Raw genomic sequence first — 20150 nt, 5'->3', positions numbered from 1 at the left:
TTTGTCTAGCAGCCGCCGGGGCGCCCCTCAATGCCGTGTCCATCCCGAGGGATGGGTCGGCGCGCGACCCTCGCCCAGCTCCTGGAATTCGCCGTCGATCACGGTGTCGCGCGGTGCCTGCGGCCCGCGCGGATCATAGGGCCGGTGCGGCGATTGCTGGCCCATCTCGAAGCTCGCCACCTTCACCTTGTCCTTCAGCAGCTTGAACACCCGGCTGCGTACCGCCGGCACCAGCAGCGCGAAGCCGCAGGCATCGGTGAAGAAGCCCGGCGTCAGCAAGAGCGCGCCCGCGAACAGGATCATCGCCCCGTCCGCCAGCGGCCGCGAGGGGTCGGAGAACTCGTTCATCGAGCGTTTCAGCCGCGCGATCGCCTGCATGCCCTGCCCGCGCACCAGCGCGGTACCGGCGATCGCGGTCAGCACCACGATCAGCAGCGTCGGCCACAAGCCGATCAGCCCGCCGACTTGGATGAACAGGCCGATCTCGATCAACGGCACGGCGAGGAAGGCGATGAAGAGCCACATGGGCGGTCTCCCGAAACTGTGTTGTCATCCCCGTACCCAAAGGCAATCCGCGCCGGTGGGTCGGTGGACTTGAACGGTTGCGTGGCTTACATAGGTGCGACATGGACCCGGTACGAGGTCCGTGCTGACAAGAGGCTCCGAATGAACTCTCCCATCATCCAGCTTCTGGTGCTCGCAGGCATCGCGATCTTCCTGATCCTGCGGCTGCGCGGCGTGCTGGGAACGCGGGAGGGCTTCGAGAAGCCGAGCCTTCCGGCGCAGGCCGAGAAGCGCCGCAACCGCCCCGAATTCGAGGTGATCGAGGGCGGGCCGGATCGTGACATCACCGATCACGTCCCCGAGAACAGCGACACCGCCAAGGCGATCTACGCGATGAAGGCGGCGGATCCGAACTTCAATCTCAGCGAATTCCTGCAAGGCGCGCGCGGCGCCTACGAGATGATCCTGATGGCGTTCGAGAACGGCGATCTCGAAAGCGTGCGGCCGTTCCTGTCGGATGACGTCTACGAGGCCTTCGCCGAGGTGATCGCCGCGCGCGAGCGCGAGGGGCTCAAGGTCGAGGCGACCTTCGTGGGCCTTGGCGAGATCGCGGTGCGCGAGGCCAGCTTCGACGCGGCCAGCCGCGAAGGCGAGATCGCCGTGCGGTTCACCGGCGAGCTGACCTACGTGGTGCGCAACGCCGCGGGCGAGATCGTCGAGGGCTCGACCTCCGAGATCAAGCGCCAGCGCGACGTCTGGACCTTCGGCCGCGTCATGGGCAGCGAAGATCCCAACTGGAAACTGGTGGCAACCGGGGAATGACCCGGCTCGCGGCGGCACTGGCGCTGGCCCTGGGGCTGCCACTCGGCGCGGCAGCCAGCCCGAAGCTTCTCGGCTTCGACCAGCTCAGGGGCTGGGCCGCCGACGACCACCGCGCCGCGCTCGATACCTTTCTCGAAACCTGCGGCGATCTGCGCGACCGCGACTGGCAGGCGCTCTGCGCGCTGGGTCACGAGACCGAGGACGCCAAGAGCTTTTTCGAGCTGTTCTTCCTGCCGGTGCAGATCGAGGACGGGCGCGAGGCGCTGTTCACCGGCTATTACGAACCCGAGCTGCGCGGATCGGAGGTGCCCGACGGGCGCTATGTCGCGCCGGTCTACCGCGTTCCCGACGACCTGCCCTCGGAGGGGCCTTGGCTGACGCGGCAGGAGATCGATCAGGGCGGCGCGCTTCGTGGCCGCGGCCTCGAGATCGCCTATGTCGACCCGGTCGACCTGTTCTTCCTGCAGATCCAGGGGTCGGGCCGGGTGCGGCTGCCCAATGGTCGGATGATCCGGCTGGGTTATGGCGCCGCCAACCGCCAGCCCTATTCCTCGATCGGTCAGGAGCTGGTGGCGCGCGGCGTCTACGAGCCGCACCAGGTCTCGGCCGACGTGATCCGGTCCTGGGTGCGGCGCAACCCGGTGGATGGCAAGGAACTGCTCTGGACCAACCGCTCCTACGTGTTCTTCCGCGAGGTGAACGAGGTTCCGGCCGAGCGCGGCCCGCTTGGCGCGATGAACCGCTCGATCACGCCGTTGCGCAGCATCGCGGTGGACCCGGCCTTCGTGCCGCTCGGCGCGCCGGTCTGGATCGAGACCGAGGGCGAGGATCGGTTTCGCCGGCTGATGATCGCGCAGGACACCGGATCGGCGATCAAGGGCGCCCAGCGCGCCGACATCTTCTTCGGCACCGGGCGGCTCGCGGGCAAGCGCGCGGGCCGGACCCGCGATACCGGCCGGATGGTGGTGCTGCTGCCGATCCAGCGCGCTTGGGACATGTTGCCGCAGACGCTGGCCGACCCGGCCTGATGGTGCGCAAACCGAGGCATCTGTCGCCCGAGGAACGGGCGTTGTGGGACAGTGTCGCGCGTCAGGCGGCGCCGATGCACAAGCGCGGCAAGCCAAGTCTCGGCGCCGAGACTTCGTCCTCATCCGCGCCGAAAGCACCGGCCCCGCCGGAGCCCGCCTTGTCCGAGCGTTTCGATCCCCTGCCCCGGTTCCGTGTCGGTCAGAAGGCCGATCCGAAGCGGCCCGACGATTTGCTGCCCGGCCTGCGCGATCGGCTGCGTGCCGCCCCCGTGGCGATGGATGCAAAGGCGCATGGGCGGATGACCCGGGGCAAGCTCAAGCCCGAGGCGCGGCTCGACCTGCACGGCATGACGCTGTCGGAGGCGCATCCCGAGCTGGTGGCCTTCATCCTGTCGAGCCAGGCGATGGGTCGTAGGCTGGTGCTGGTGATCACCGGCAAGGGGCGCGCGCGCGATTACGAGGCTCCGATGCCGGTGCGGCACGGGGTGTTGCGCCATCAGGTGCCGCAATGGCTCGGCCTGTCACCGCTGCGCGAGGCGGTGTTGCAGATCACGCCCGCCCATATCCGCCATGGCGGCGAAGGGGCCTATTACGTCTATCTGCGCCGCGCCCGCTAGGCTGCGCGTACCAGCGGCTCCGAGATGGGCAACAACCGGGCCGCCCGCCGCACGCCGATAGCGAGCAGCAGGCCCGCCAGCCCGAGATAGGCAGCGATGCCGAGCATCTGGTCCGGAAAATCGATGCCGCGATCGATCAGCACGCCGCTCACCCCCGGCCCGATCGCGGTGCCAAGCACCATAACGGCCGCCGCCGCCGACTTGATCGCGCCGATATGGCGGGTGCCGTAGAACTCGGCCCAGAACGCGCCCGGCAGCACCGCCTGCACGCCGCCGCCGAACCCCGCGATGGCGAGCCCCAGCGCCGCGAGACCAAGCCCGTCGGCCTGGCTCAGCACCAGAAAGGCCAAGGTCCAGGGCAGCATCAGGAACGGCATCAGCCGCGCCGTGCCGAGCCGGTCCAGCGCCGCACCCGCGGCGAAGGTCCCCGCGATGGTCATGCCGGTGAAGACGGGCATCAGGGCCACCCATTGCCCGAGGCTCCAGGGCTTCACCTCGGCGAGGTGCACCTGCTGGAAGAACAGCGCCGTGCCCCAGGCGGGCGGCCCCATCAGCGCCGGTACCAGCATCCAGAACAGCCAGTGCCGCACCGTGCCAAGACGGGTCCAGTGCCGGCCCTCCATGCCAAGGCTCTGGCTGTCCTGCGCGATGCTCTGCGGGGTCCGCTCGCGGCGCAGCAGTCGCAGCGCCAGCGGTACCGCCATGAGCGACAGCGCCGCCGCCGCGACCCAGAGAAGGCGCCAGTCGATCAGGCCGAGCCCCGCCACGAAGATCACCGGCAGCACCGCCTGCCCCAGCGCCACGCCCATCGAGGCGATCGACAGCGCCTTGCCGCGCCCGGCGGCGAACCAGCGCGCCATGGCGACGACCGAGATATGCGTCAGCATCCCCTGCCCGGCAAAGCGCAGCAGAAATATCACCGGTACCAGCGCCCAGCCCCAACTGCCCGGCAGCACCGCCATGCACAGGCAGCCCAGCGCCAGCAGTGTCATCGCGGCGGGGCCGAGACGGCGCGCCCGGAACCGGTCGGTCAGCCCGCCGGCCCAGATCATCACCAGCGCCGAAAGCGTGGTGCCCAGCGTGTAGATCCCACCCCATGCGCCGTGGCTCAGACCGAACTCGGCGCGGATCTCGCCCGCGAAGATCGAGATGAAGAAAGTCTGCCCGAAGGAGGAGCCGAAGCTGAGCAGCGCACCGGCCGCGAGAAAGGGCGCGTTGTCGCGCAGGAAACGGATCAGGGTCATGGAATGCCGCCTTTCGTGCCCTTGGTGCCAGCCTTGGTCCGGAGGTGGAAGTCGGTAGGCCCCGAAACCTTCCCCGACTCCAAGCGTTTATCCGCCGAACCCTTTCAGGAGCCTCGCGGACATGTCCGACCCGATCGCTGCCCGACCCGCCCCGGACCGGGCCGGCATCCGTGTGATCTGTAACGATCATTCCGGCCGCAACAGCCGCGAGGCCGAGGCCATCGACCGCGCGATGAAGGTGCTGGGCCCGGAGGCCGAGCTGTGTCACGTCAAAGGGCGCGACATCGCCGAAACCGCCCGGGCCGCGGTGCGCGACGGCTATGGCACGGTGGTGGCGGCGGGCGGCGACGGCACGATCATGGCGGTGGCCTCCGCGCTCAACGGCTCGGATTGCGCGCTGGGCGTGCTCCCCTTGGGCACCTTCAACTTCTTCGCGCGTGGCTACGGCATCCCCGAGGACCCCGAGGGCGCGGCGAAGGTCATCGCTGCCGGGCACAGCCGCAGCATCGATCTCGGCGCGGTCAACGGGCGGCTGTTCCTGAACAATGCCAGCATCGGGGTCTATCCCGCGATCCTCAAGGAGCGCGAGACGGTCTATCGCCGCTGGGGCCGCAGGCGCATCGCGGCGCATTGGTCTGTGCTCAAGACCTTCTGGCGCTTTACCCGGCCGCTCAAGGTCGAGATCGAGGTCGAGGGGCAGCGCCGCCGGTTTCGCACGCCGCTGGTCTTCGCCGCACGCTCGGCGTTCCAGCTTGAGCATTTCGGGCTGCAGGGCGCGGACTGCATCCGCCGGGGCGGCTTCGCGGTCTTCGTGGCGCCGGACGAAGGCCGGATGGGCCTCTTGTCGGATGCGGTGCGGCTGGCGGTCAAGCAGATGCGGCTGGGCGAGGATTTCGAACTGATCTGTGCCGACCGACTGGTGATTCACGTGAAGCGCCGTCGTCAGCTCGTCGCCTGCGACGGCGAGAAATTCGCAATGGACGGTCCGCTCGAATTCGAGATGGTCCGCAATGCCTTTCGGATCATCGTGCCCGACACCGCCGGCGAGGCGGCGGCATGAGGCGGGTGCTGCACATCTCGGACCTGCATTTCGGCCGCACCCGCGAGGATCTCCTCGAGCCGCTGATCGAGACGATCAACCGGCTCGGTCCCGACATGGTGGCCTTTTCGGGCGACCTGACCCAGCGCGCCCGCGAAAGCCAGTTCGCCCAGGCCGCCGACTTCATCTCGCGGCTGGAAATGCCGGTCTATACCGTGCCGGGCAATCACGACACGCCGATCGACAACCCGTGGCTGCGCTTCGTGAAGCCGTTCCACCGCTATCGCAGCCTGATCTGCGAAGAGTTGGAGCCCGAATACATCGACGAGGAGGTGGCGCTGATCGGCGTCAACACGGTGAACCGCTTCGCTTGGCAATCGGGCAAGATCAGCCAGCGCACGATCCGCCGTGTCTGCGACGCCTTCGCGGGCGCGCCGGACGGGCGCACGCATCTGGCGATGATGCATCACCCGCTCGAACACGATCCGGGCACCGAAAAGCGGCTGATGCGCGGCGCCCGTGCCGCCGTGGCCTGCCTCGGGCGCTGCGGCGCCGACGTGGTGCTCTCGGGGCATCTGCACAACGCCGCGGTGGCACCTCTCACCGCGGCACCGGGCGTGCTTCTGGTGCAGGCCGGAACCGGGCTCTCCTCGCGGCTGCGCGAGGAGACCAACAATTTCAACCTGCTCCATATCGAGCCCGACCGCATCAAGGTCGAACGTTACGGGGCCGAGGACCGGCCCCGCTTCGAGATCATCCAGACCGCCCGCTTCGCCAAGGGAAAAGGGGTATGGCGCGAGGTCTAGAGCACGTAGCGCGACAGGTCGGTCGAACGCGACAGCTCGCCCAGATGCGCCTCGACGAAATCCTCGTCGACCTTGATCGTCTCGCCGGTCCGGTCGGGCGCGGTGAAGCTCAACTCCTCGAACACCCGCTCCAGCACGGTATAAAGCCTGCGCGCGCCGATATTCTCGACCGAGCGGTTCACCTCGGCCGCGATCCGCGCCAGCGCCGCGATGCCACCTTCGGTGAACTCGACCGTCACCTCCTCGGTGCCCATCAGCGCCGCGTATTGCCGGGTCAGCGCGTTGTCGGTTTCGGTCAGGATGCGCACGAAATCCTCTTCGGTCAGCGCGCGCAGTTCGACCCGGATCGGCAGACGGCCCTGAAGCTCGGGCAGCAGATCCGAGGGCTTGGCCACGTGGAACGCGCCAGAGGCGATGAACAGGATATGGTCGGTGCGGATCGGGCCGTGCTTGGTCGAAACCGTGGTACCCTCGATCAGCGGCAGAAGGTCGCGCTGCACGCCCTCGCGGCTGACATCGGCGCCCCGAGCATCGGCCTTGGCGCAGACCTTGTCGATCTCGTCGAGGAACACGATGCCGTTCTGCTCGACATTCTCGACCGCGGCCTTGGTCACCGTCTCGTCGTCCAGAAGCTTGTCGGCCTCGTCGGCGATCAGCAGCTCGTAGCTCTCGGCCACGGTGACGCGCTTCTTCACCTTGCGGCCGCCCATCGCCTTGCCGAAGAGATCGCCGAGATTCATCATGCCGCCAGGCTGACCGGGAACGTCGAAGCCCTGCATCGGGTTCGAGCTGTCGGTCACCTCGATCTCGATCATCGTGGTGTCGAGTTCGCCGTTCTTCAGCTTGCGGCGGAACATCTCGCGGGTCTGGTCGCGGGCATCGGTGCCGGCGATCGCCGTGATCACACGGTTCTCGGCGGCCTCATGCGCCTTGGATTTCACGTCCTCGCGCATCTGCTCGCGGGTCTGGAAGATCGCGGCCTCCACGAGATCGCGGATGATCTGTTCTACGTCGCGGCCGACATAGCCCACCTCGGTGAACTTCGTCGCCTCGACCTTCAGGAACGGCGCATGCGCGAGCTTGGCGAGGCGGCGCGAGATCTCGGTCTTGCCGACGCCGGTGGGGCCGATCATCAGGATGTTCTTCGGGTACACCTCGTCGCGCAGATCCGATGAGAGCTGCTTGCGCCGCCAGCGCGAGCGCAGCGCCACGGCCACGGCGCGCTTGGCCTCCTTTTGGCCGATGATGAAGCGGTCGAGCTCGGAGACGATCTCGCGGGGGGTCAGGTCGGTCATGGGATTCCTCGTCGGATGAGGGGCCAAGATCCTTCGAAGGATCTTGTTAAATTTCTTCGAAGAAATTTACGCGCTCAACGTTTCAACGGTGAGCTTGCCATTTGTGTAGACACAGATGTCGGCGGCGATCGCCATGGCGCGCCGCGCCACCTCCTCGGCGTCGAGATCGGTCTCCATCATCGCCCGGCCAGCGGCCAGCGCGTAGTTGCCGCCCGAGCCGATCGCGGTGACGTCGTGTTCGGGTTCGAGCACGTCGCCAGCGCCGGTGATCACCAGCAGGTCCTTGCCGTCCGAAACGATCAGCATCGCCTCGAGCTTCTGCAGGTACTTGTCGGTGCGCCAGTCCTTGGCAAGCTCGACCGAGGCTCGCGCCAACTGGCCCGGCGTCGCCTCGAGCTTCTTCTCCAGCCGCTCCAGCAGGGTGAAGGCATCGGCCGTCGACCCGGCGAAGCCGGCGATGACCTCGTAGCCGCCGGGGGCGAGGCGGCGCACCTTGCGCGCGGTGCCCTTGATCACGGTCTGGCCGAGGCTCACCTGGCCGTCGCCCGCGATCACCACCTTGCCACCCTTGCGCACGCCGATGATGGTTGTGCCATGCCAGCCGGGGAAGTCGTCGCTCATCATGCCTCCAGTCGGGCGCGGGACGAACCGCGCGCCATGCGTATTTGTCGAAAGATGAAGGGAAAGGCCCGCCACCGTTCGGGCCGATATGGGGGCCGGGGGCCGGAAGGGCAAGTTTGCCCCGGATCAGAGACGAAAAAGGCGCCCGAAGGCGCCTTTGGTCGTCCAGTGAAGGGAGGATCAGATCGACTCGTCGATCCAGCCCTTCAGCGCGGCCTTGGGGGCGGCGCCGGCGCGGTTCGAGACGATCTCGCCATCCTTGAACAGGAACAGCGCCGGGATGCCGCGCACGCCGAGCTGCGCCGGGGAGTTCGGGTTCTCGTCCACGTTGACCTTCACGATCTTCACGCGGCCCTGGTACTCGTCCGACAGCTCTTCGAGGGCCGGGCCGATCGTCTTGCAGGGGCCGCACCACTCGGCCCAAAAATCCACCACGACGGGGACATCGGACTGGCGCACTTCGGCGTCGAAATTCGCGTCATTGACTGCAACGGTGGCCATCGGGCTCTCCTTGGGTCTCGGTTTGGGTGAGAGACGTAAGGACGCGCGTTCGGCGCGTCAATGGGCGGCCCGGCGCAAGGCCGCCATGACGAGGTCATGGGGCAGGGGCATCAGCCGCGCCGTCGCGGTCCACAGGATCGCCGTCTCGACCCGCCGGTCGGGCCAGAGCCGCGACAGCATCGCCGCATAGGCGCCCATCTGCCGCAGGATGCCCTCCGGCGTGTCCTCGGGCCCTTTCGGCGCGACGCGATTGGACTTGAAATCGATGGCGAGCACCCGGTCCTCCTCGATCAGCAGCCGGTCGATCGCGCCGTGCAGCCGCCGCCCGCCCAGCTGCGGCAGATCGGCGGTAATCGCGACCTCGGCCAGCGTGCCGGGGGAAAAGACCGGCTCCAGCCCCGGGGCCGAGACCAGCGCCAGCGCATTGGCGAGCAGGCTCTCGGTCTCGCCGGCCTCGGCCGCCTCCTCGGCATTGTCGAGCAGGCGGCGCCCCTGGGCTTCCCGGCTGGTTTCGGGCAGGGCAGGCATGTGTTCGAGCAGGAGGTGCATCAGCGTGCCGCGCGCCCTTGCGACCTCGCCTTCGTCGGGGTCGCTGTCGCCCGGCAGCACCTTGGCGCCGCCCAGATCCGACGGGCTGAGGATCGGCGTGGCCTCCTCGGGCATGGTGACGGCAGGATAGACCGGGGGCGGGGGCAGGGCGGTCGCGGCTGCGCGGGGCGGCAGCAGCTCGCCGCAGGCCCAGTCGAGATGCGCAAAGCGCCGCCCTTCGCCGCCCGGCATCGGCGCGGCATCGGCGCCGAGCCGATCGAGACCCTCGGCCACCGTGGCGTGCCAGCTCTGGCCCGCCTCGCCGGTATCGCCGGCGGCGCAGAGGATGAGCCAGCTCTCGGCCCGGGTCATCGCCACGTAGAGAAGCCGCCTCCGCTCGCGCTCCTGCGCGTCGATCAGCCCCTCGCGCAATTCCTGCATCGGCGGCGGCATCTCGGCCGCCGCGCCGGCCCAGAGCTGCGCTCCGCCCGCGTCATAGAGCCGGTCGCGCAGCCGCACGTCGCGCTTGGCGGTATCGGGGAGGATCACGATCGGCGCCTCGAGACCCTTGGCGCCATGCACCGACATCACCCTGAGCCGGTCGCCCGCGGATTCCGCCTGCCGCTTGATCTCCAGATCGTCGGTCTCGAGCCATTCGAGGAAGCCGGTGAGCCCCGGCACCTCGGACTGCTCGTAGGACAGCGCCTGGCTGAGCAGCGCGTCGATCCCGTCCTCGGCCTCGGGCCCGAGCCGGGCCAGAAGCTTGCGCCGGCCGTCATGCCGCAGAAGCAGCCGGTTGATCAGGTCGTAGGGGCGCAGGTAGTCGGACTGACGCCGCATGTCGTCGAGCACGGCCATGGTTTCGGGAAACGCCTCGCGCCGGTCGCGCAGCTGCGGCCAGAGATGGCCGGGACGGCCCTGCGCGAGGCGGTAGAGGTCGTTCTCGCTCCAGCCCAGCAGCGGCGAGCGCAGCGCGCAGGCGAGCGACAGGTCGTCCTCGGGCAGCGCCAGAAAGCGCAGCACCGCCGCGATGTCCTTGACCGCCAGCTCGCCGCCGATCCGCAGCCGGTCGGCCCCGGCGACGTTGAGCCCGGCCGCCTTGCAGGCGCGGATGATCTCGGAGAACAGCGCCGAGCGCCGCTGCACAAGGATCAGCACGTCGCCCTCGCTGACGGGGCGGCGATCATAGACGCCGGAATGCCCGCGCTCGACCGGGATCGTTTCCTCGGCCTTCATGCGGACGATCTCCTCGGCGATGCGCCGGGCCAGCTCGACCGAGGGGGCGGTCTCGCCGGGTCGGTCCACCGGGTCGGTCCAGTCGGCCTCCTCGGCCTCGGTCTCGGGCTTTTCGACCGTGGGCCACAGATCCACGCGGCCCGGCATCGCGGATTTGAACGCCCGGTGCGGCACCTCGACGCCGAGCCCCTCGCGATGCGGGCCCACGAAGGTCGCGTCCACCGCCCGCAGCACCGCCTCGGAGGAGCGGAAGCTGTGCTCCAGATCGAGCCGGTTCAGACCCGCCCCCGCCGCCTCGAGCCGCTCCGCGAAATGCTGCTGCATCCGGTCGAAGCCCTCGGGATCGGCCCCCTGGAAGGAATAGATCGACTGCTTCTTGTCGCCGACGACGAAGATCGTGCGGTTGCGGTCGGGTTGCGCGCCCTCTCCGGCGGCGAATTCCTGCGCCAGCCGCTCGATCACCGCCCATTGCGCCGGGCTGGTGTCCTGCGCCTCGTCCACGAGGATGTGGTCGATGCCGCCATCAAGCCGGAACAGCACCCATTGCGCCACCGCCGGGTCGGTCAGAAGCTTGCGCGCCTTGCCGATCAGATCGTCGAAATCGAGCATGCCGCGCAAGAGCTTGCGCCGCTCGTAGGCGGGCACGAAGGCGCGGGCGAAGGCGTCGAGATGGCGGGTCTTTTCCAACGCCATCAGCGCCAGGCGGGTGGTGCGGCCCTCTTCGGTCCGGGCCATCAGATCGTCGAGTTGCTCGATCAGCGCCGGATCGCTCTCGCGCAGCTTCTTGGTGGGGAACTTGCCGATCTTGGCGCCGAAGGGGGCGGCGGCCTTGGCACCGAACAGGAACAGGCTCTCCAGCAGGTCGAGCAGCGCCGGGCCGGGTGCGGCCTTCAGATCGACGGCGTCGAGCCTGTCGGCGGCCTTCTGATCGGTCACCGTGCCCTTGCGCAGCAACAGCCTGAGCGCGCCCAGCAGCTCGAAATCATCCGGCTCCAGGCAGACATCGTAGAACCGCTCGAGCGTCAGCCCGGCGGGGACGTCGAAATACCGCGCCAGGGCCGCCTCGTCCGGGGCGTCGAGGAAGGTCTCGCGCCGCGCCGTGATCTCCGACAGGAGCGCGTCGAAATCGCCCTCGGGCGCCTGCAGCGCCAGCGCGTCCACGAGCGCCCGTTCGGGCCCGGAGGCCATGGCGTCGACCACCTCGGCGCGCAGAAGCTGCGCGGTGCGGTCCTCCATCTCGGTGAATTGCGGGCTCACCCCGGCTTCGAGCGGAAACCGACGCAGCAGCCCCGCGCAGAAGGAGTGGATCGTCTGGATGCGCAAGCCCCCGGGCGTCTCGATCGCGCGGGCGAACAGCGTGCGGGCCGAGCGCAGCGAGATCGCCTGCGGCGTGCCGAGCCGCTCCAGCGCGTCTCTCAGCGCGGTGTCCTCCATCATCGCCCATTCGCCCAGGCGCCTGAACAGGCGGTTCTGCATCTCGGAGGCGGCGGCCTTGGTGTAGGTCAGGCACAGGATGTTCTGCGGGTCGGTGCCATCCAGAAGCAGCCGCGCCACCCGGTCGGTGAGCACGCGGGTCTTGCCCGAACCGGCATTGGCCGAGAGCCATGTCGAATTGGCCGGATCGGCGGCGCGGACCTGCCGCTCGGTCGCGTCGTCGCGGATCATCCGACATCCTCCCCTCGGGCCGTTTCGGAAAAGTCCCACTCGCCGAAGCGCGACAGGTGGTCGTAATCGCTGCGGTCCTTGTCGCTCATCATCGCCATGCGGGCCGAATAGCCGCGTCCGGGATCCTGCCAGCGCGCGATCAGATCGCGCAGCTGCGACCAGACGAGGTCCGGCGGGATCTCGTCGAGCGGCGCGTCGACGGTGGTGCCTCGTCCGGCGAGGCCGATATAGGCCGCCCCCGCGACGCGGCCCGCCTCCACGTTCTTGAAGCCGCCGCGCTCGGCCATCGCCGCTTCCAGAAGCAGCTGCTTTTCGAAGATCTTCTGCTGCGGCACGCTGGGCGGCGCCCCGGTCTTGTAGTCATAGATCCTGAGCCCGTCCTCGCCGATGTCGATCCGGTCGGCCTGCGCGGTCAGGGTGAAGCCCAGATCCTCCATGTCAGACGAACCGTCGATTTCGAAATGACTTGGCGTGGCCAGCGCCTGCCGCTTGGCCTCGCTGTGCAGGAACCAGTCCGCGATCCGGGCGATCCGGGCGATCCAGAGCCGGCGCACGGTGGGCCACGGGCACTCGGCCTCGAGCACCTGCTCGGTCACCGCCATCAGCCGCGCCTTGGCGCCCGGGTCGGTGGGGGCGATGCCGTCCCGCAGGAAGGTCTCGAACACCTTGTGCAGCACCGTGCCGCGCAGCGCCGCGTCGGCGCTGGGCGTCAGCGGGTCGAGCGCGCGCAGCCGCAGCACGTGGCGGGCATAGATCGTGTAGGGATCGCGGATCAGGGTGCGGATCGTCGTGACCGAAAGCCGGTCGGGCCGCGCCGCCACCGGCGGGCGCGGCGACGGGCGCGGCGCGGGCGGCACCCGGGCCTCGGGCACCGAGAGCGCCGTGGCCCGGGCGAGCCAGTCGGCGCCGCGCGCCCGCATCCCGGCCAGCGCCGCGCGGCCGCCCTGGTCGGGCAGGCCTTCGAGCAGGTTGGTCAGCCGGTTGATCCAGCGCGAGGGCACGGTCTCGGCATCCGATGAACGGGTCGAGCGGGTGATCCAGACCTCGCGCACCGCCACCGCCTGCTGGTAGTCATGCGCCGAGAGGCCGATCCGCCGCTCGGGCAGCAGCAGCCCGGCCTGCGCGCGCATCTTGCGATTGAGCCACGGATCGGCGGGCGGCGCCTCGGGCCACGAGCCCTCGTTCATCGAGGCGAGGATGGTGAGATCGGCGCCCTGCACCCGCGCCTCCAGCGTGCCGCGGATCAGCACCTGCGGGTGGCCGATATCGGGGTTGCGCACCTCGACCCGGCGCAGCACGCCTAGAAACAGCGAGCGGTAATCGCGCGTGCCCATTTCGCCCGCCGCCTCGGCGTGTTCGGCGAGCCCCTCACAGGCCTGCCGCGCGGCGCGTCCCGCCGCCTCGTCCCAGAGCCCGCCACTGCCCTCGGCACCGGGGCCGGAGGCGAGGCATTCGGCCAGCTTCAGGTGGCAATCGAGATGCGTGCCGAGCGGCCGGTCGCCCGCCTCGGGCACGAGGCCCAGCGCCTCGCAGAGCCAGTCGGCCCAGCCCATGCGACCGGTGTCATGTTCGCCGGTCTTCTCGGCCCAGCGCCTGAGCAGGGCGGCCTCGGGATAGGCCGCGCCCTCGCGGCGCAGCGCCAGCTCCAGCTCGCGGGTGCGCAGGAGGTGCGGGCCGCGATCCTGCCCCGAATGGCATAGCGGGTGCTTGAGCAGCGACAGGATCGCCGAGGGGCCGGGCCGCTCGCCCATGATCTCGGACACCAGCCGCAGGAACCGCCCCGGCGGGGTCAGCGGCAACGGCACGCCGGCGCTGTCATCCGCCACGAGATCCCAGCGGTCGAGCGCCGCCGAGACCTGCCGCGTCAGCATCCGGTCGGGGGTGACCAGCGCCACGGTCTTGCCCTCGTCCACGGCGGCGCGCATCCGCAGCGCGATGGTCTCGGCCTCCATCCGGGGCGAGGGCGCTTCGAGCAAAGTCAGCCCCTCGGTGGCGGGGCCGAGATCGCCCAAGTCCGGCCCCTCGTCGCGCCACTGGTCGGTGACCGGGGCGGGACGCAGCGACAGCGACACCAGCCGGTTGCGTTCGGGCGAGGGGGCGGGCGTGTCGTGCCAGAGCCGCAGATCCCCGGCCTCCATCTCGAGCATCCGCAGGATCCGGCGAAACCGGAACTGCGGGTGGTCCTCGGCGGCCAGCGCCTCGTCGAGCCGCTCCCAGACCTCCTGCGGCTGATCCATGTCGACACCGGGCAGCACCACCGCGCCCTGCGCCTGCCGCGCCACCGCCTGCAAAAGCAGCGCCGTCGCGCCGCGCGATCCGGTGGAGCCCGCGACGATCACCGGGTCGGTGGGGGGCGCCTCGGCCCATCTCTCGACCAGCCGCTCCACCACCATGCGCTGGCGCGCCTCGCGGTCCGGGGCGGCGTCCGGGCCGAACCAGACGTTGACGATGTTGAGGAATTGCAGCGAGCGGGCCCAGTGGCCCGACAGGTCGGTCACGTCGAGACCGGCGATGTCGTCGGGCGACACCCCCTCGCCCTGCATCTCGTCCATCAGCCCGGCGAGGCTGTCGGAGAGGTCGTAGAGCGCGGCGCGGGGCGCCAGATCGGGCTGCGCCTCGATCAGCCGCGACACGAGCTGGGTCAGCTCCAGCCTGCGGCGCAGCCCGTTGACCGGCAACGGCAGCTCCGGCCCCAGCGGGTCGAGTGCCAGATCGGTGATCAGCCGCAGCCGCGGCAGCAGCGTCGCCGGGCCCTGATCGAAGATGTCGCGCACCCGGCGGCGCATCCGGTTGGTGTTGAGGTAAACCGTGACCCGGGCCATCGCCTCGGGGCCCTTGTCGCCGAAGCGCGCGCGCAGACCCGCGACGAGGCCTTCGGCGAAATCGACGCCGCAGGGCAAGGCGTAGAGATGGGCGGGGCCGGTATCCGAGAAAGGCCCGGCGTCGCGAAAGCTCTCAGACGGCATGTGTACCTTGCAGCATCTCTTCGGCCAGGGGGATGCAGTCGGGGCGGCCGACATCGCACCAGTGCCCGTCATGCACCACGCCGAAGAGCCTGCCCCGCGCCGCGATCTCGTTCCACAGAAGGTTCAGCGAAAAGGCGTCTTCGGGTATCGCGTCGAGCCCGTCCGGCACGATGATCTGCGCGCCCGAATAGACATGGCCCGGCCCGCGCGACAGCCGCCCCTCGGCATCGACGAGGAAATCGCCCTGCCCGGTATGGCCCAGCGCGTTCTCGCGCGGGAGCAGCAGCAAGAGCGCCTCCATGCGCGACGGGTCCCATGCGCGCCGCAGCGCAGTGAGCGGGTTCGGCCCGGACCAGATCGCGTCGGAATTGAGCGTGTAGACCGGCCCCGGCCCGAGCAGCGGCCGCGCCTTTCTCAGGCCGCCCCCGGTTTCCAGCAGCTTGTCGGTCTCGTCCGACAGGATCACGTCGCGGCCCTGAAGATGCTCGCGCAGCACCTCGCCCCGGTGATGCAGGTTGACGACGCGCCTGAGCGGCATCAGCGGCGCGGTCAGATCGAGCGCGTGGTCGATCAGCGGTCGCCCCCCGACCTCGACCATCGGCTTGGGCCGGTGGGCCGTGAGCGGCCCCATGCGGCGGCCGAGCCCGGCGGCGAAGATCATGATGGCGCTGGGCGTCCCTTGGGTCGTCATGAAGCGGTCTCCTCGGGAGCATGCTGGGGGGCGGGAATGGCGGCGGCGTGGGGCCGAAGCTCGGCCAGCGCCGGATGCGCGAGATCGGCGCGGATCTGGCCCCAGACGCGGGGCATCAGCGCGAGGTAGCGGGTCTTGCCGTCGCGCTTGGCGAGGCGGGCAAAGATGCCGAGGATGCGCAGGTTGCGCTGCAGTCCGAGCACGGCGCAGGCGGCCTCGACCGCCTCCGGCGCGCGGCCGGTGGCCTCGGCGAACCGGGCAATCATCGCGGCACGGAGCCGGTCCGAGACGTCGCGCCGCGCGTCGCGCAGCAACGACACCAGATCGTATTCGAGCGGCGCCAGCAGCGCGTCCTGAAAATCGAGCAGGCCGATCCGGTCGGTGCCGTGACGTTCGGGGCGCCAGATCAGGTTCTCGGCGTGGTAGTCCCTGAGAGCCAGCACCGAAGCCGTCGGCGCGTGCCGCTCCAGCGCGCCTTGCAGCGTCGCGCGCAGCGGCGCGAGGTCGAGCCCGGGCGCGTACCATTCGCCCAAGGGCGCGATCATCTCGGCCCCGATCCCGGGCGTCAGCGCCGCGAGCCCCTCGGGCGGCGGCGCCGATTGCAGCCGTGCCAGCACGTCGATCGCGGTTTCGTAGGGGGCCGTGTCGTCGGGATGCGCCTCGGCCCACTGCGCCACCTGGGTCGGACCGAGATCCTCGAGCACCGCGAGCCCCGCCGCGCGGTCGAGCGCGTGGATGCGCGGTGCGCAGAGGCCGAGGCCCGTCAGGTGCCGCGCGATGGCGAGGAAGGCATCGAGCGCGGGCAGCGTGTCGGCTGGGCAGATCATCAGGATCAGGCTCTCGCCCATAGGGTCCTGCAGCCGCTCGTAGCGCCGCGACGAGGCGTCGCCCGCAAGCGGGGTACGGGCATGGCCGCCAAGGCCATGACGGGCGAGGAAGGCGTCGATTTCAGCCAAGGACCGGCTCCAGCCGCGCGCGCCAGCTCTCGGGACCGCGAATGCTCAGCCGATGACCGTCGGCGCGCGCCTCGAAGTCAAGCGACAGCGCCTCGGATGGGGCCATCTCGCCCATCCGGTCGGGCCATTCGATCAGGCAGATCGCGCGGCCCATCGCCTCTTCGAGCCCCAGCTCGACCAGCTCGAACGGGTCGGAGAGCCGATAGAGATCGCAATGCCAGATCTCGCCGCCGGGCGCCTCGTAGCTCTGCACCAGCGTGAAGGTGGGCGAGGGCACCTCCTCGTCGGGATTGCCGATGCGGGCGCGGATCAGCGCGCGGGCGAAAAAGCTCTTGCCCGCGCCGATCTGACCCGAGAGCAGCAGCGTGTCGCCCGCGCGCAGATGCGGCGCGAGCCGACGGGCCAGCGCGAGGCTGTGCGATTCGTCGGAAAGGGGGATCGGTCCGGCCAACAGGGTCATGGCCGCAACCTAGGCGCTGGGCCGTGTGCTGCAAGCCGAAACGCCGCTCAGCCGCCGCGTGCGCGGACCAGCGCGGACTCCGCGCCGCCATTGGCCCGGGCGGCGATGCAGGGCGCCTCGGGCGCCTCGGGCCAGAAGCTCGCCAGCGTCGCGCCGCCGGGCAGTGGCGTGAAGCGGCAGCCCAGGCCGCGCCCGTCATTGAGCCTAAGCCGGTCGCACCATTCGGCGCGCTCGCCGAAGGCGGTGGCGAAATCGCGCAGCTCGCCCAGCACCGGAGAGGGCGCGACCAGCGCCTGCCAGCGGGCGATCTCCTCGGTCAGCCCGATCTCGGCGAGACCGCCCTCGGGCAGGTCCCACAGCGCCGCGTAGCCCCCGTTATGCAGCAGCCGCGTGCCGCCGGCCGAGAACACCGCGATCGCCTCGGGCAGCGTGTCGAGCACCGCCCGCGCGGTATCGAGCCCGGCCCGGAAATGCCGGGTCAGGGAGATCTCGGCGCTGATATTCTCGAACAGGAAGGCCACCGCGCCGTCGGGATGCGGCCGCCCGGTGACCCGGTAGGTCTGGCCGCCCGGCAGCGACCACGTCTCGCAATAGGTGCCGCGCGCCGCCTGCGCCTCGAGCGCGGCGACCTGTTCGCGCCAGCTGGTGTAGTCCTTGGGCTCGGGGAGCATGTTGCGGTCCCGCAGGCGGTCGAGCACGCATTGCACCTGCGGGCGCGAGCTCAGGAAGGCGATCGGCAGGCCGGTCAGGTCGTGGAAGGCGGGGTTGAACATCACCAGCTTGCGGTCGCGGTCGAAAATGGCGAGGCCGATGGCGAGCTGCGCGAAGGTCTTGGTCAGGGTCTGCACGAATTTGCGTCGGGCCTGCTCGGCCTCGACGACCTCGGTCACGTCGAGCGCGAAATGCACGTGTTCCGCGCCGCGCCTGATGCGGGTGATCTCGAACCAGCTGCGGCGAGTCTCCCCGAGCGACAGGCTGGTGCGGCAACGCTCGCGGTCGGGTCCGGCGGGCTCGAAGCCCGGCGCCTCGAACAGCTCGCCCGGCATCCAGTCGACATCCCCGGCCGGGCAGGGCGGGTCATGCGCCTGCCGCCGCGCCTCGGCAAGCTGCATATAGGCGCGGTTGGCCCAGCTCAGTCGTCCCTCGGGGTCGAGCTTCCAGATCAGCTGCGGCGCGTCCTCGCCGATGCAGCGCAGGGTCTCCAGCTCGTCCTGAAGCGCCGCGAAGGCGATCGCGTCGACCGCCTCGCGGGTCAGGTCTGAGGTCCCGTCGGGGCACAGGGTCAGCCGCAGCAGCCCGTCCCAATGCTCGATCTCGATCCGGCCGATGCCGCCGCGCGCCTCGAGCCGGCTGTGGCCGTCGCCCTCCAGGTTTCGCAGCCGCGCGCCGAGGCCCGGAAAGCGGGGTTCCAGAAGCCCGGTGAGCAGGTCGCGTTCGGTGCCGACCCCGTCGAGCCGGTCGAGCAGGCGCCGCGCCGGGGCGCTGGCATCGATCAGGCAATCGCCGTCGAACAGGAACACGCTCCGAGGGGCGGGAGGGGGCGCGGCCTTGGTCCGGGCCGTCATTCGCCCGAGCAGGACCACGATCATCGTCGCCGACAGGGTCGAGACGCAGATGACGAGCAGGAACGAGAGCAAGGGTGGCAAGGGCATGGACACGCAACCTCAAGGAGTGTCGACCCAGAGTGAAAACCAACCCTTAACCGGGTGTTAACCTTAACGGCGCCCGCGCCGTTCGCGACGTGGCGTCCTTGATTGGCGACGTAACGTTCAGGGAAGAAAATGCGGATTGGGCTCGTTCGCGCCGGGCTGCGCCTCCAGCGCGGCGCGCGGCCAGGCCACCATGACGATGGCACCGCCCGCCGCAACGCCGCTGGCCCGCAGCCGGTCGCCGCCATTGGCGAAGCTGAGCCGCGCGCCGGACCGCTCCAGCAGCGTCTTGGCGATGAACAGCCCCAGCCCCATCCCCTCGTAGCCGGGCCTGCGGCGCGATCGCATGAACGGGTCTCCGATCCGCTCGATCAGCCCTGGCGGAAAGCCGGGGCCGTCATCCTCGATCGTCACCATGACGCTGTCGGCGGTCCAGGCGAGGTCGATCTCGACCCGGCCGGCCGAGAAATCGACGGCGTTCTGGATCAGGTTGCGCAACCCGTGCACGATCTCGGGCCGGCGGTGGATCACCGGCTGGAACTCGATATCCTCCTCGGCGCCGGGCTCGGCCCCGACCGCGAAGACCACCTCGCGACCGCGCGCCAGATGCGGCTCGGCGGCCTCGCGCACCACCGCTTCGAGCGGTGCCTGCCGCAGATGCGTGTCCTCCTTGCCGGCCCGCCCCATGGAACGCAGGATGTCGCGACAGCGGATCGCCTGGGCCCGGATCAGCGCCGCGTCCTCGGCCAGTTCGGGGCTGTCCGAGAGATCGTCGGCCAGTTCGGAGGCGGTCAGGGTGATGGTGGCCAGCGGCGTGCCCAGCTCATGCGCGGCCGCCGCGACGACGCCGCCCAGATCGGTCAGCTTCTGTTCGCGCGCCAAGGCCAGCTGCGTCGCGGCCAGCGCGTCGCCCATCGCCTGCCGCTCGAGCGTCACCCGCCGCACGTAGAGCCCGATGAAGGTGATGCCGATCGCCAGCGCCAGCCAGAAGCCGAAGCGCAGCAGCTCGGGCGGCGAAAGCGGCGTCATCTGCGGCGACAGGATCGGCATGCTCCATAGCCAGAGCACCGTCACCGACACCAGCGCCAGCCCGCCCACCAGCAGCACGCCGGGCAGTCGCAGCATCGTGGCCGAGATGGTGACCGGGGCCAGCATCAGGAGCGCGAAGGGGTTGGAGATGCCGCCGGTGAGCCACAGCAGCACCGAGAGCTGGACGATGTCGAAGACCAGCATCGCGGTGGATTCACCCTCGCTCAGACGCCGCGCCGAAGGCAGCAGGAAGGCCGCGAGCAGGTTGGCGATGCCGGCGACGCCGATGGTGATCGCCACCAGCCCGGTGGGAAACACGAGGCCGTAGACCAGCGCCGCGACCAGCGCCGCGCCGGTCTGCCCGGCCAGCGCGATCCAGCGCAGCAGGATCTGGGTCCTGACCCGGACCCGGTTGCGGCGGCCGAAATCGCGCAGCATCGCCAACTCTGAATCGTGAAGGGGCAAGGCGCGGCTCCGGCTTGTGCGTCAATGA

General features: G+C 69.9%; 17 protein-coding genes. 5 read left to right on the top strand and 12 right to left on the bottom strand.

Going from position 1 to position 20150, the window contains the following annotated elements:
- Positions 1–27: 27 nt before the first annotated feature.
- Positions 28–525: an FxsA family protein gene (locus O4G76_RS10850; protein WP_269397347.1), complete on the bottom strand. Its 498-nt coding sequence runs from the start codon at positions 523–525 to the stop codon at positions 28–30.
- Positions 526–666: 141 nt separating this feature from the next.
- Here O4G76_RS10850 and O4G76_RS10845 point away from each other — a divergent pair, with 141 nt between their 5' ends.
- The 3 genes from O4G76_RS10845 to O4G76_RS10835 are packed head-to-tail and all read left to right on the top strand — an operon-like array spanning position 667 to position 2971.
- Positions 667–1326 carry a Tim44/TimA family putative adaptor protein gene (locus O4G76_RS10845; protein WP_269397346.1) on the top strand — a complete coding sequence of 220 codons (660 nt, stop codon included), beginning with the start codon at positions 667–669 and terminating at the stop codon, positions 1324–1326.
- Positions 1323–2354 carry a murein transglycosylase A gene (locus O4G76_RS10840; RefSeq protein ID WP_269397345.1) on the top strand — a complete coding sequence of 344 codons (1032 nt, stop codon included), beginning with the start codon at positions 1323–1325 and terminating at the stop codon, positions 2352–2354. Before O4G76_RS10845 ends, O4G76_RS10840 begins: the two co-directional genes overlap by 4 nt.
- Before the next feature lie 2 nt (positions 2355–2356).
- A complete protein-coding gene (locus tag O4G76_RS10835; protein ID WP_373568032.1) occupies positions 2357–2971 on the top strand; it encodes a Smr/MutS family protein in 615 nt (204 codons plus the stop codon).
- Here the strand turns inward: O4G76_RS10835 and O4G76_RS10830 are convergent.
- Complete coding sequence (locus tag O4G76_RS10830; protein ID WP_373568029.1) at positions 2968–4215, bottom strand: MFS transporter; 1248 nt, start codon at positions 4213–4215, stop codon at positions 2968–2970. The genes O4G76_RS10835 and O4G76_RS10830 overlap by 4 nt on opposite strands.
- 121 nt (positions 4216–4336) lie before the next feature.
- On the opposite strand from O4G76_RS10830, the gene O4G76_RS10825 reads away from it, so the two are divergent.
- Positions 4337–5275, top strand: a complete 939-nt coding sequence (locus O4G76_RS10825) for a diacylglycerol kinase family protein (protein WP_269397343.1) — start codon at positions 4337–4339, stop codon at positions 5273–5275.
- The gene (locus tag O4G76_RS10820; protein WP_269397342.1) at positions 5272–6060 is read left to right on the top strand and encodes a metallophosphoesterase; all 789 of its coding nucleotides are present in this window, start codon (positions 5272–5274) and stop codon (positions 6058–6060) included. The genes O4G76_RS10825 and O4G76_RS10820 overlap by 4 nt, the downstream gene beginning before the upstream one ends.
- Here O4G76_RS10820 and hslU read toward each other — a convergent pair.
- The 10 genes from hslU to regB form a co-directional block, all read right to left on the bottom strand.
- Entirely contained in the window at positions 6057–7355 is a 1299-nt protein-coding gene (gene hslU, locus O4G76_RS10815) for an ATP-dependent protease ATPase subunit HslU (protein ID WP_269397341.1), read from the bottom strand. The two genes, O4G76_RS10820 and hslU, sit on opposite strands and share 4 nt — an antisense overlap.
- A gap of 66 nt (positions 7356–7421) precedes the next feature.
- A complete protein-coding gene (gene hslV, locus O4G76_RS10810; RefSeq protein WP_269397340.1) occupies positions 7422–7979 on the bottom strand; it encodes an ATP-dependent protease subunit HslV in 558 nt (185 codons plus the stop codon).
- A gap of 177 nt (positions 7980–8156) precedes the next feature.
- Positions 8157–8477, bottom strand: a complete 321-nt coding sequence (gene trxA / locus O4G76_RS10805) for a thioredoxin (RefSeq protein WP_085895197.1) — start codon at positions 8475–8477, stop codon at positions 8157–8159.
- Between the two features lie 57 nt (positions 8478–8534).
- Entirely contained in the window at positions 8535–11906 is a 3372-nt protein-coding gene (addA, locus tag O4G76_RS10800) for a double-strand break repair helicase AddA (protein WP_269397339.1), read from the bottom strand.
- Positions 11903–14872 carry a double-strand break repair protein AddB gene (gene addB, locus O4G76_RS10795; RefSeq protein WP_269397338.1) on the bottom strand — a complete coding sequence of 990 codons (2970 nt, stop codon included), beginning with the start codon at positions 14870–14872 and terminating at the stop codon, positions 11903–11905. Before addB ends, addA begins: the two co-directional genes overlap by 4 nt.
- A complete protein-coding gene (locus O4G76_RS10790; protein ID WP_269397337.1) occupies positions 14862–15563 on the bottom strand; it encodes a nucleotidyltransferase family protein in 702 nt (233 codons plus the stop codon). The genes addB and O4G76_RS10790 overlap by 11 nt, the downstream gene beginning before the upstream one ends.
- The gene (locus tag O4G76_RS10785; RefSeq protein ID WP_269397336.1) at positions 15560–16519 is read right to left on the bottom strand and encodes an aminoglycoside phosphotransferase family protein; all 960 of its coding nucleotides are present in this window, start codon (positions 16517–16519) and stop codon (positions 15560–15562) included. The genes O4G76_RS10790 and O4G76_RS10785 overlap by 4 nt, the downstream gene beginning before the upstream one ends.
- The gene (gene tsaE, locus O4G76_RS10780) at positions 16512–16979 is read right to left on the bottom strand and encodes a tRNA (adenosine(37)-N6)-threonylcarbamoyltransferase complex ATPase subunit type 1 TsaE (protein ID WP_269397335.1); all 468 of its coding nucleotides are present in this window, start codon (positions 16977–16979) and stop codon (positions 16512–16514) included. The genes O4G76_RS10785 and tsaE overlap by 8 nt, the downstream gene beginning before the upstream one ends.
- A 47-nt stretch (positions 16980–17026) precedes the next feature.
- Positions 17027–18631, bottom strand: a complete 1605-nt coding sequence (locus O4G76_RS10775) for a PAS-domain containing protein (RefSeq protein ID WP_269397334.1) — start codon at positions 18629–18631, stop codon at positions 17027–17029.
- 117 nt (positions 18632–18748) lie between these two features.
- Positions 18749–20122: a sensor histidine kinase RegB gene (regB, locus tag O4G76_RS10770; RefSeq protein WP_269397333.1), complete on the bottom strand. Its 1374-nt coding sequence runs from the start codon at positions 20120–20122 to the stop codon at positions 18749–18751.
- Positions 20123–20150: the final 28 nt, after the last annotated feature.

This window comes from Limimaricola sp. G21655-S1 (genome assembly GCF_027213785.1).
GTDB lineage: Bacteria > Pseudomonadota > Alphaproteobacteria > Rhodobacterales > Rhodobacteraceae > Limimaricola.
This window is presented reverse-complemented; position numbering and strand designations above follow the sequence as displayed.

What these genes read in the sequence shown, in the direction of transcription:
- O4G76_RS10790 (WP_269397337.1), bottom strand. Translation starts at nt 15,563, where the DNA reads ATGACGACCCAAGGGACGCCCAGCGCCATCATGATCTTCGCCGCCGGG.
- hslU (WP_269397341.1), bottom strand. Translation starts at nt 7,355, where the DNA reads ATGACCGACCTGACCCCCCGCGAGATCGTCTCCGAGCTCGACCGCTTC.
- tsaE (WP_269397335.1), bottom strand. Translation starts at nt 16,979, where the DNA reads ATGACCCTGTTGGCCGGACCGATCCCCCTTTCCGACGAATCGCACAGC.
- O4G76_RS10775 (WP_269397334.1), bottom strand. Translation starts at nt 18,631, where the DNA reads ATGCCCTTGCCACCCTTGCTCTCGTTCCTGCTCGTCATCTGCGTCTCG.
- O4G76_RS10825 (WP_269397343.1), top strand. Translation starts at nt 4,337, where the DNA reads ATGTCCGACCCGATCGCTGCCCGACCCGCCCCGGACCGGGCCGGCATC.
- hslV (WP_269397340.1), bottom strand. Translation starts at nt 7,979, where the DNA reads ATGATGAGCGACGACTTCCCCGGCTGGCATGGCACAACCATCATCGGC.
- O4G76_RS10830 (WP_373568029.1), bottom strand. Translation starts at nt 4,215, where the DNA reads ATGACCCTGATCCGTTTCCTGCGCGACAACGCGCCCTTTCTCGCGGCC.
- O4G76_RS10840 (WP_269397345.1), top strand. Translation starts at nt 1,323, where the DNA reads ATGACCCGGCTCGCGGCGGCACTGGCGCTGGCCCTGGGGCTGCCACTC.
- O4G76_RS10820 (WP_269397342.1), top strand. Translation starts at nt 5,272, where the DNA reads ATGAGGCGGGTGCTGCACATCTCGGACCTGCATTTCGGCCGCACCCGC.
- O4G76_RS10850 (WP_269397347.1), bottom strand. Translation starts at nt 525, where the DNA reads ATGTGGCTCTTCATCGCCTTCCTCGCCGTGCCGTTGATCGAGATCGGC.
- addB (WP_269397338.1), bottom strand. Translation starts at nt 14,872, where the DNA reads ATGCCGTCTGAGAGCTTTCGCGACGCCGGGCCTTTCTCGGATACCGGC.
- O4G76_RS10845 (WP_269397346.1), top strand. Translation starts at nt 667, where the DNA reads ATGAACTCTCCCATCATCCAGCTTCTGGTGCTCGCAGGCATCGCGATC.
- trxA (WP_085895197.1), bottom strand. Translation starts at nt 8,477, where the DNA reads ATGGCCACCGTTGCAGTCAATGACGCGAATTTCGACGCCGAAGTGCGC.
- addA (WP_269397339.1), bottom strand. Translation starts at nt 11,906, where the DNA reads ATGATCCGCGACGACGCGACCGAGCGGCAGGTCCGCGCCGCCGATCCG.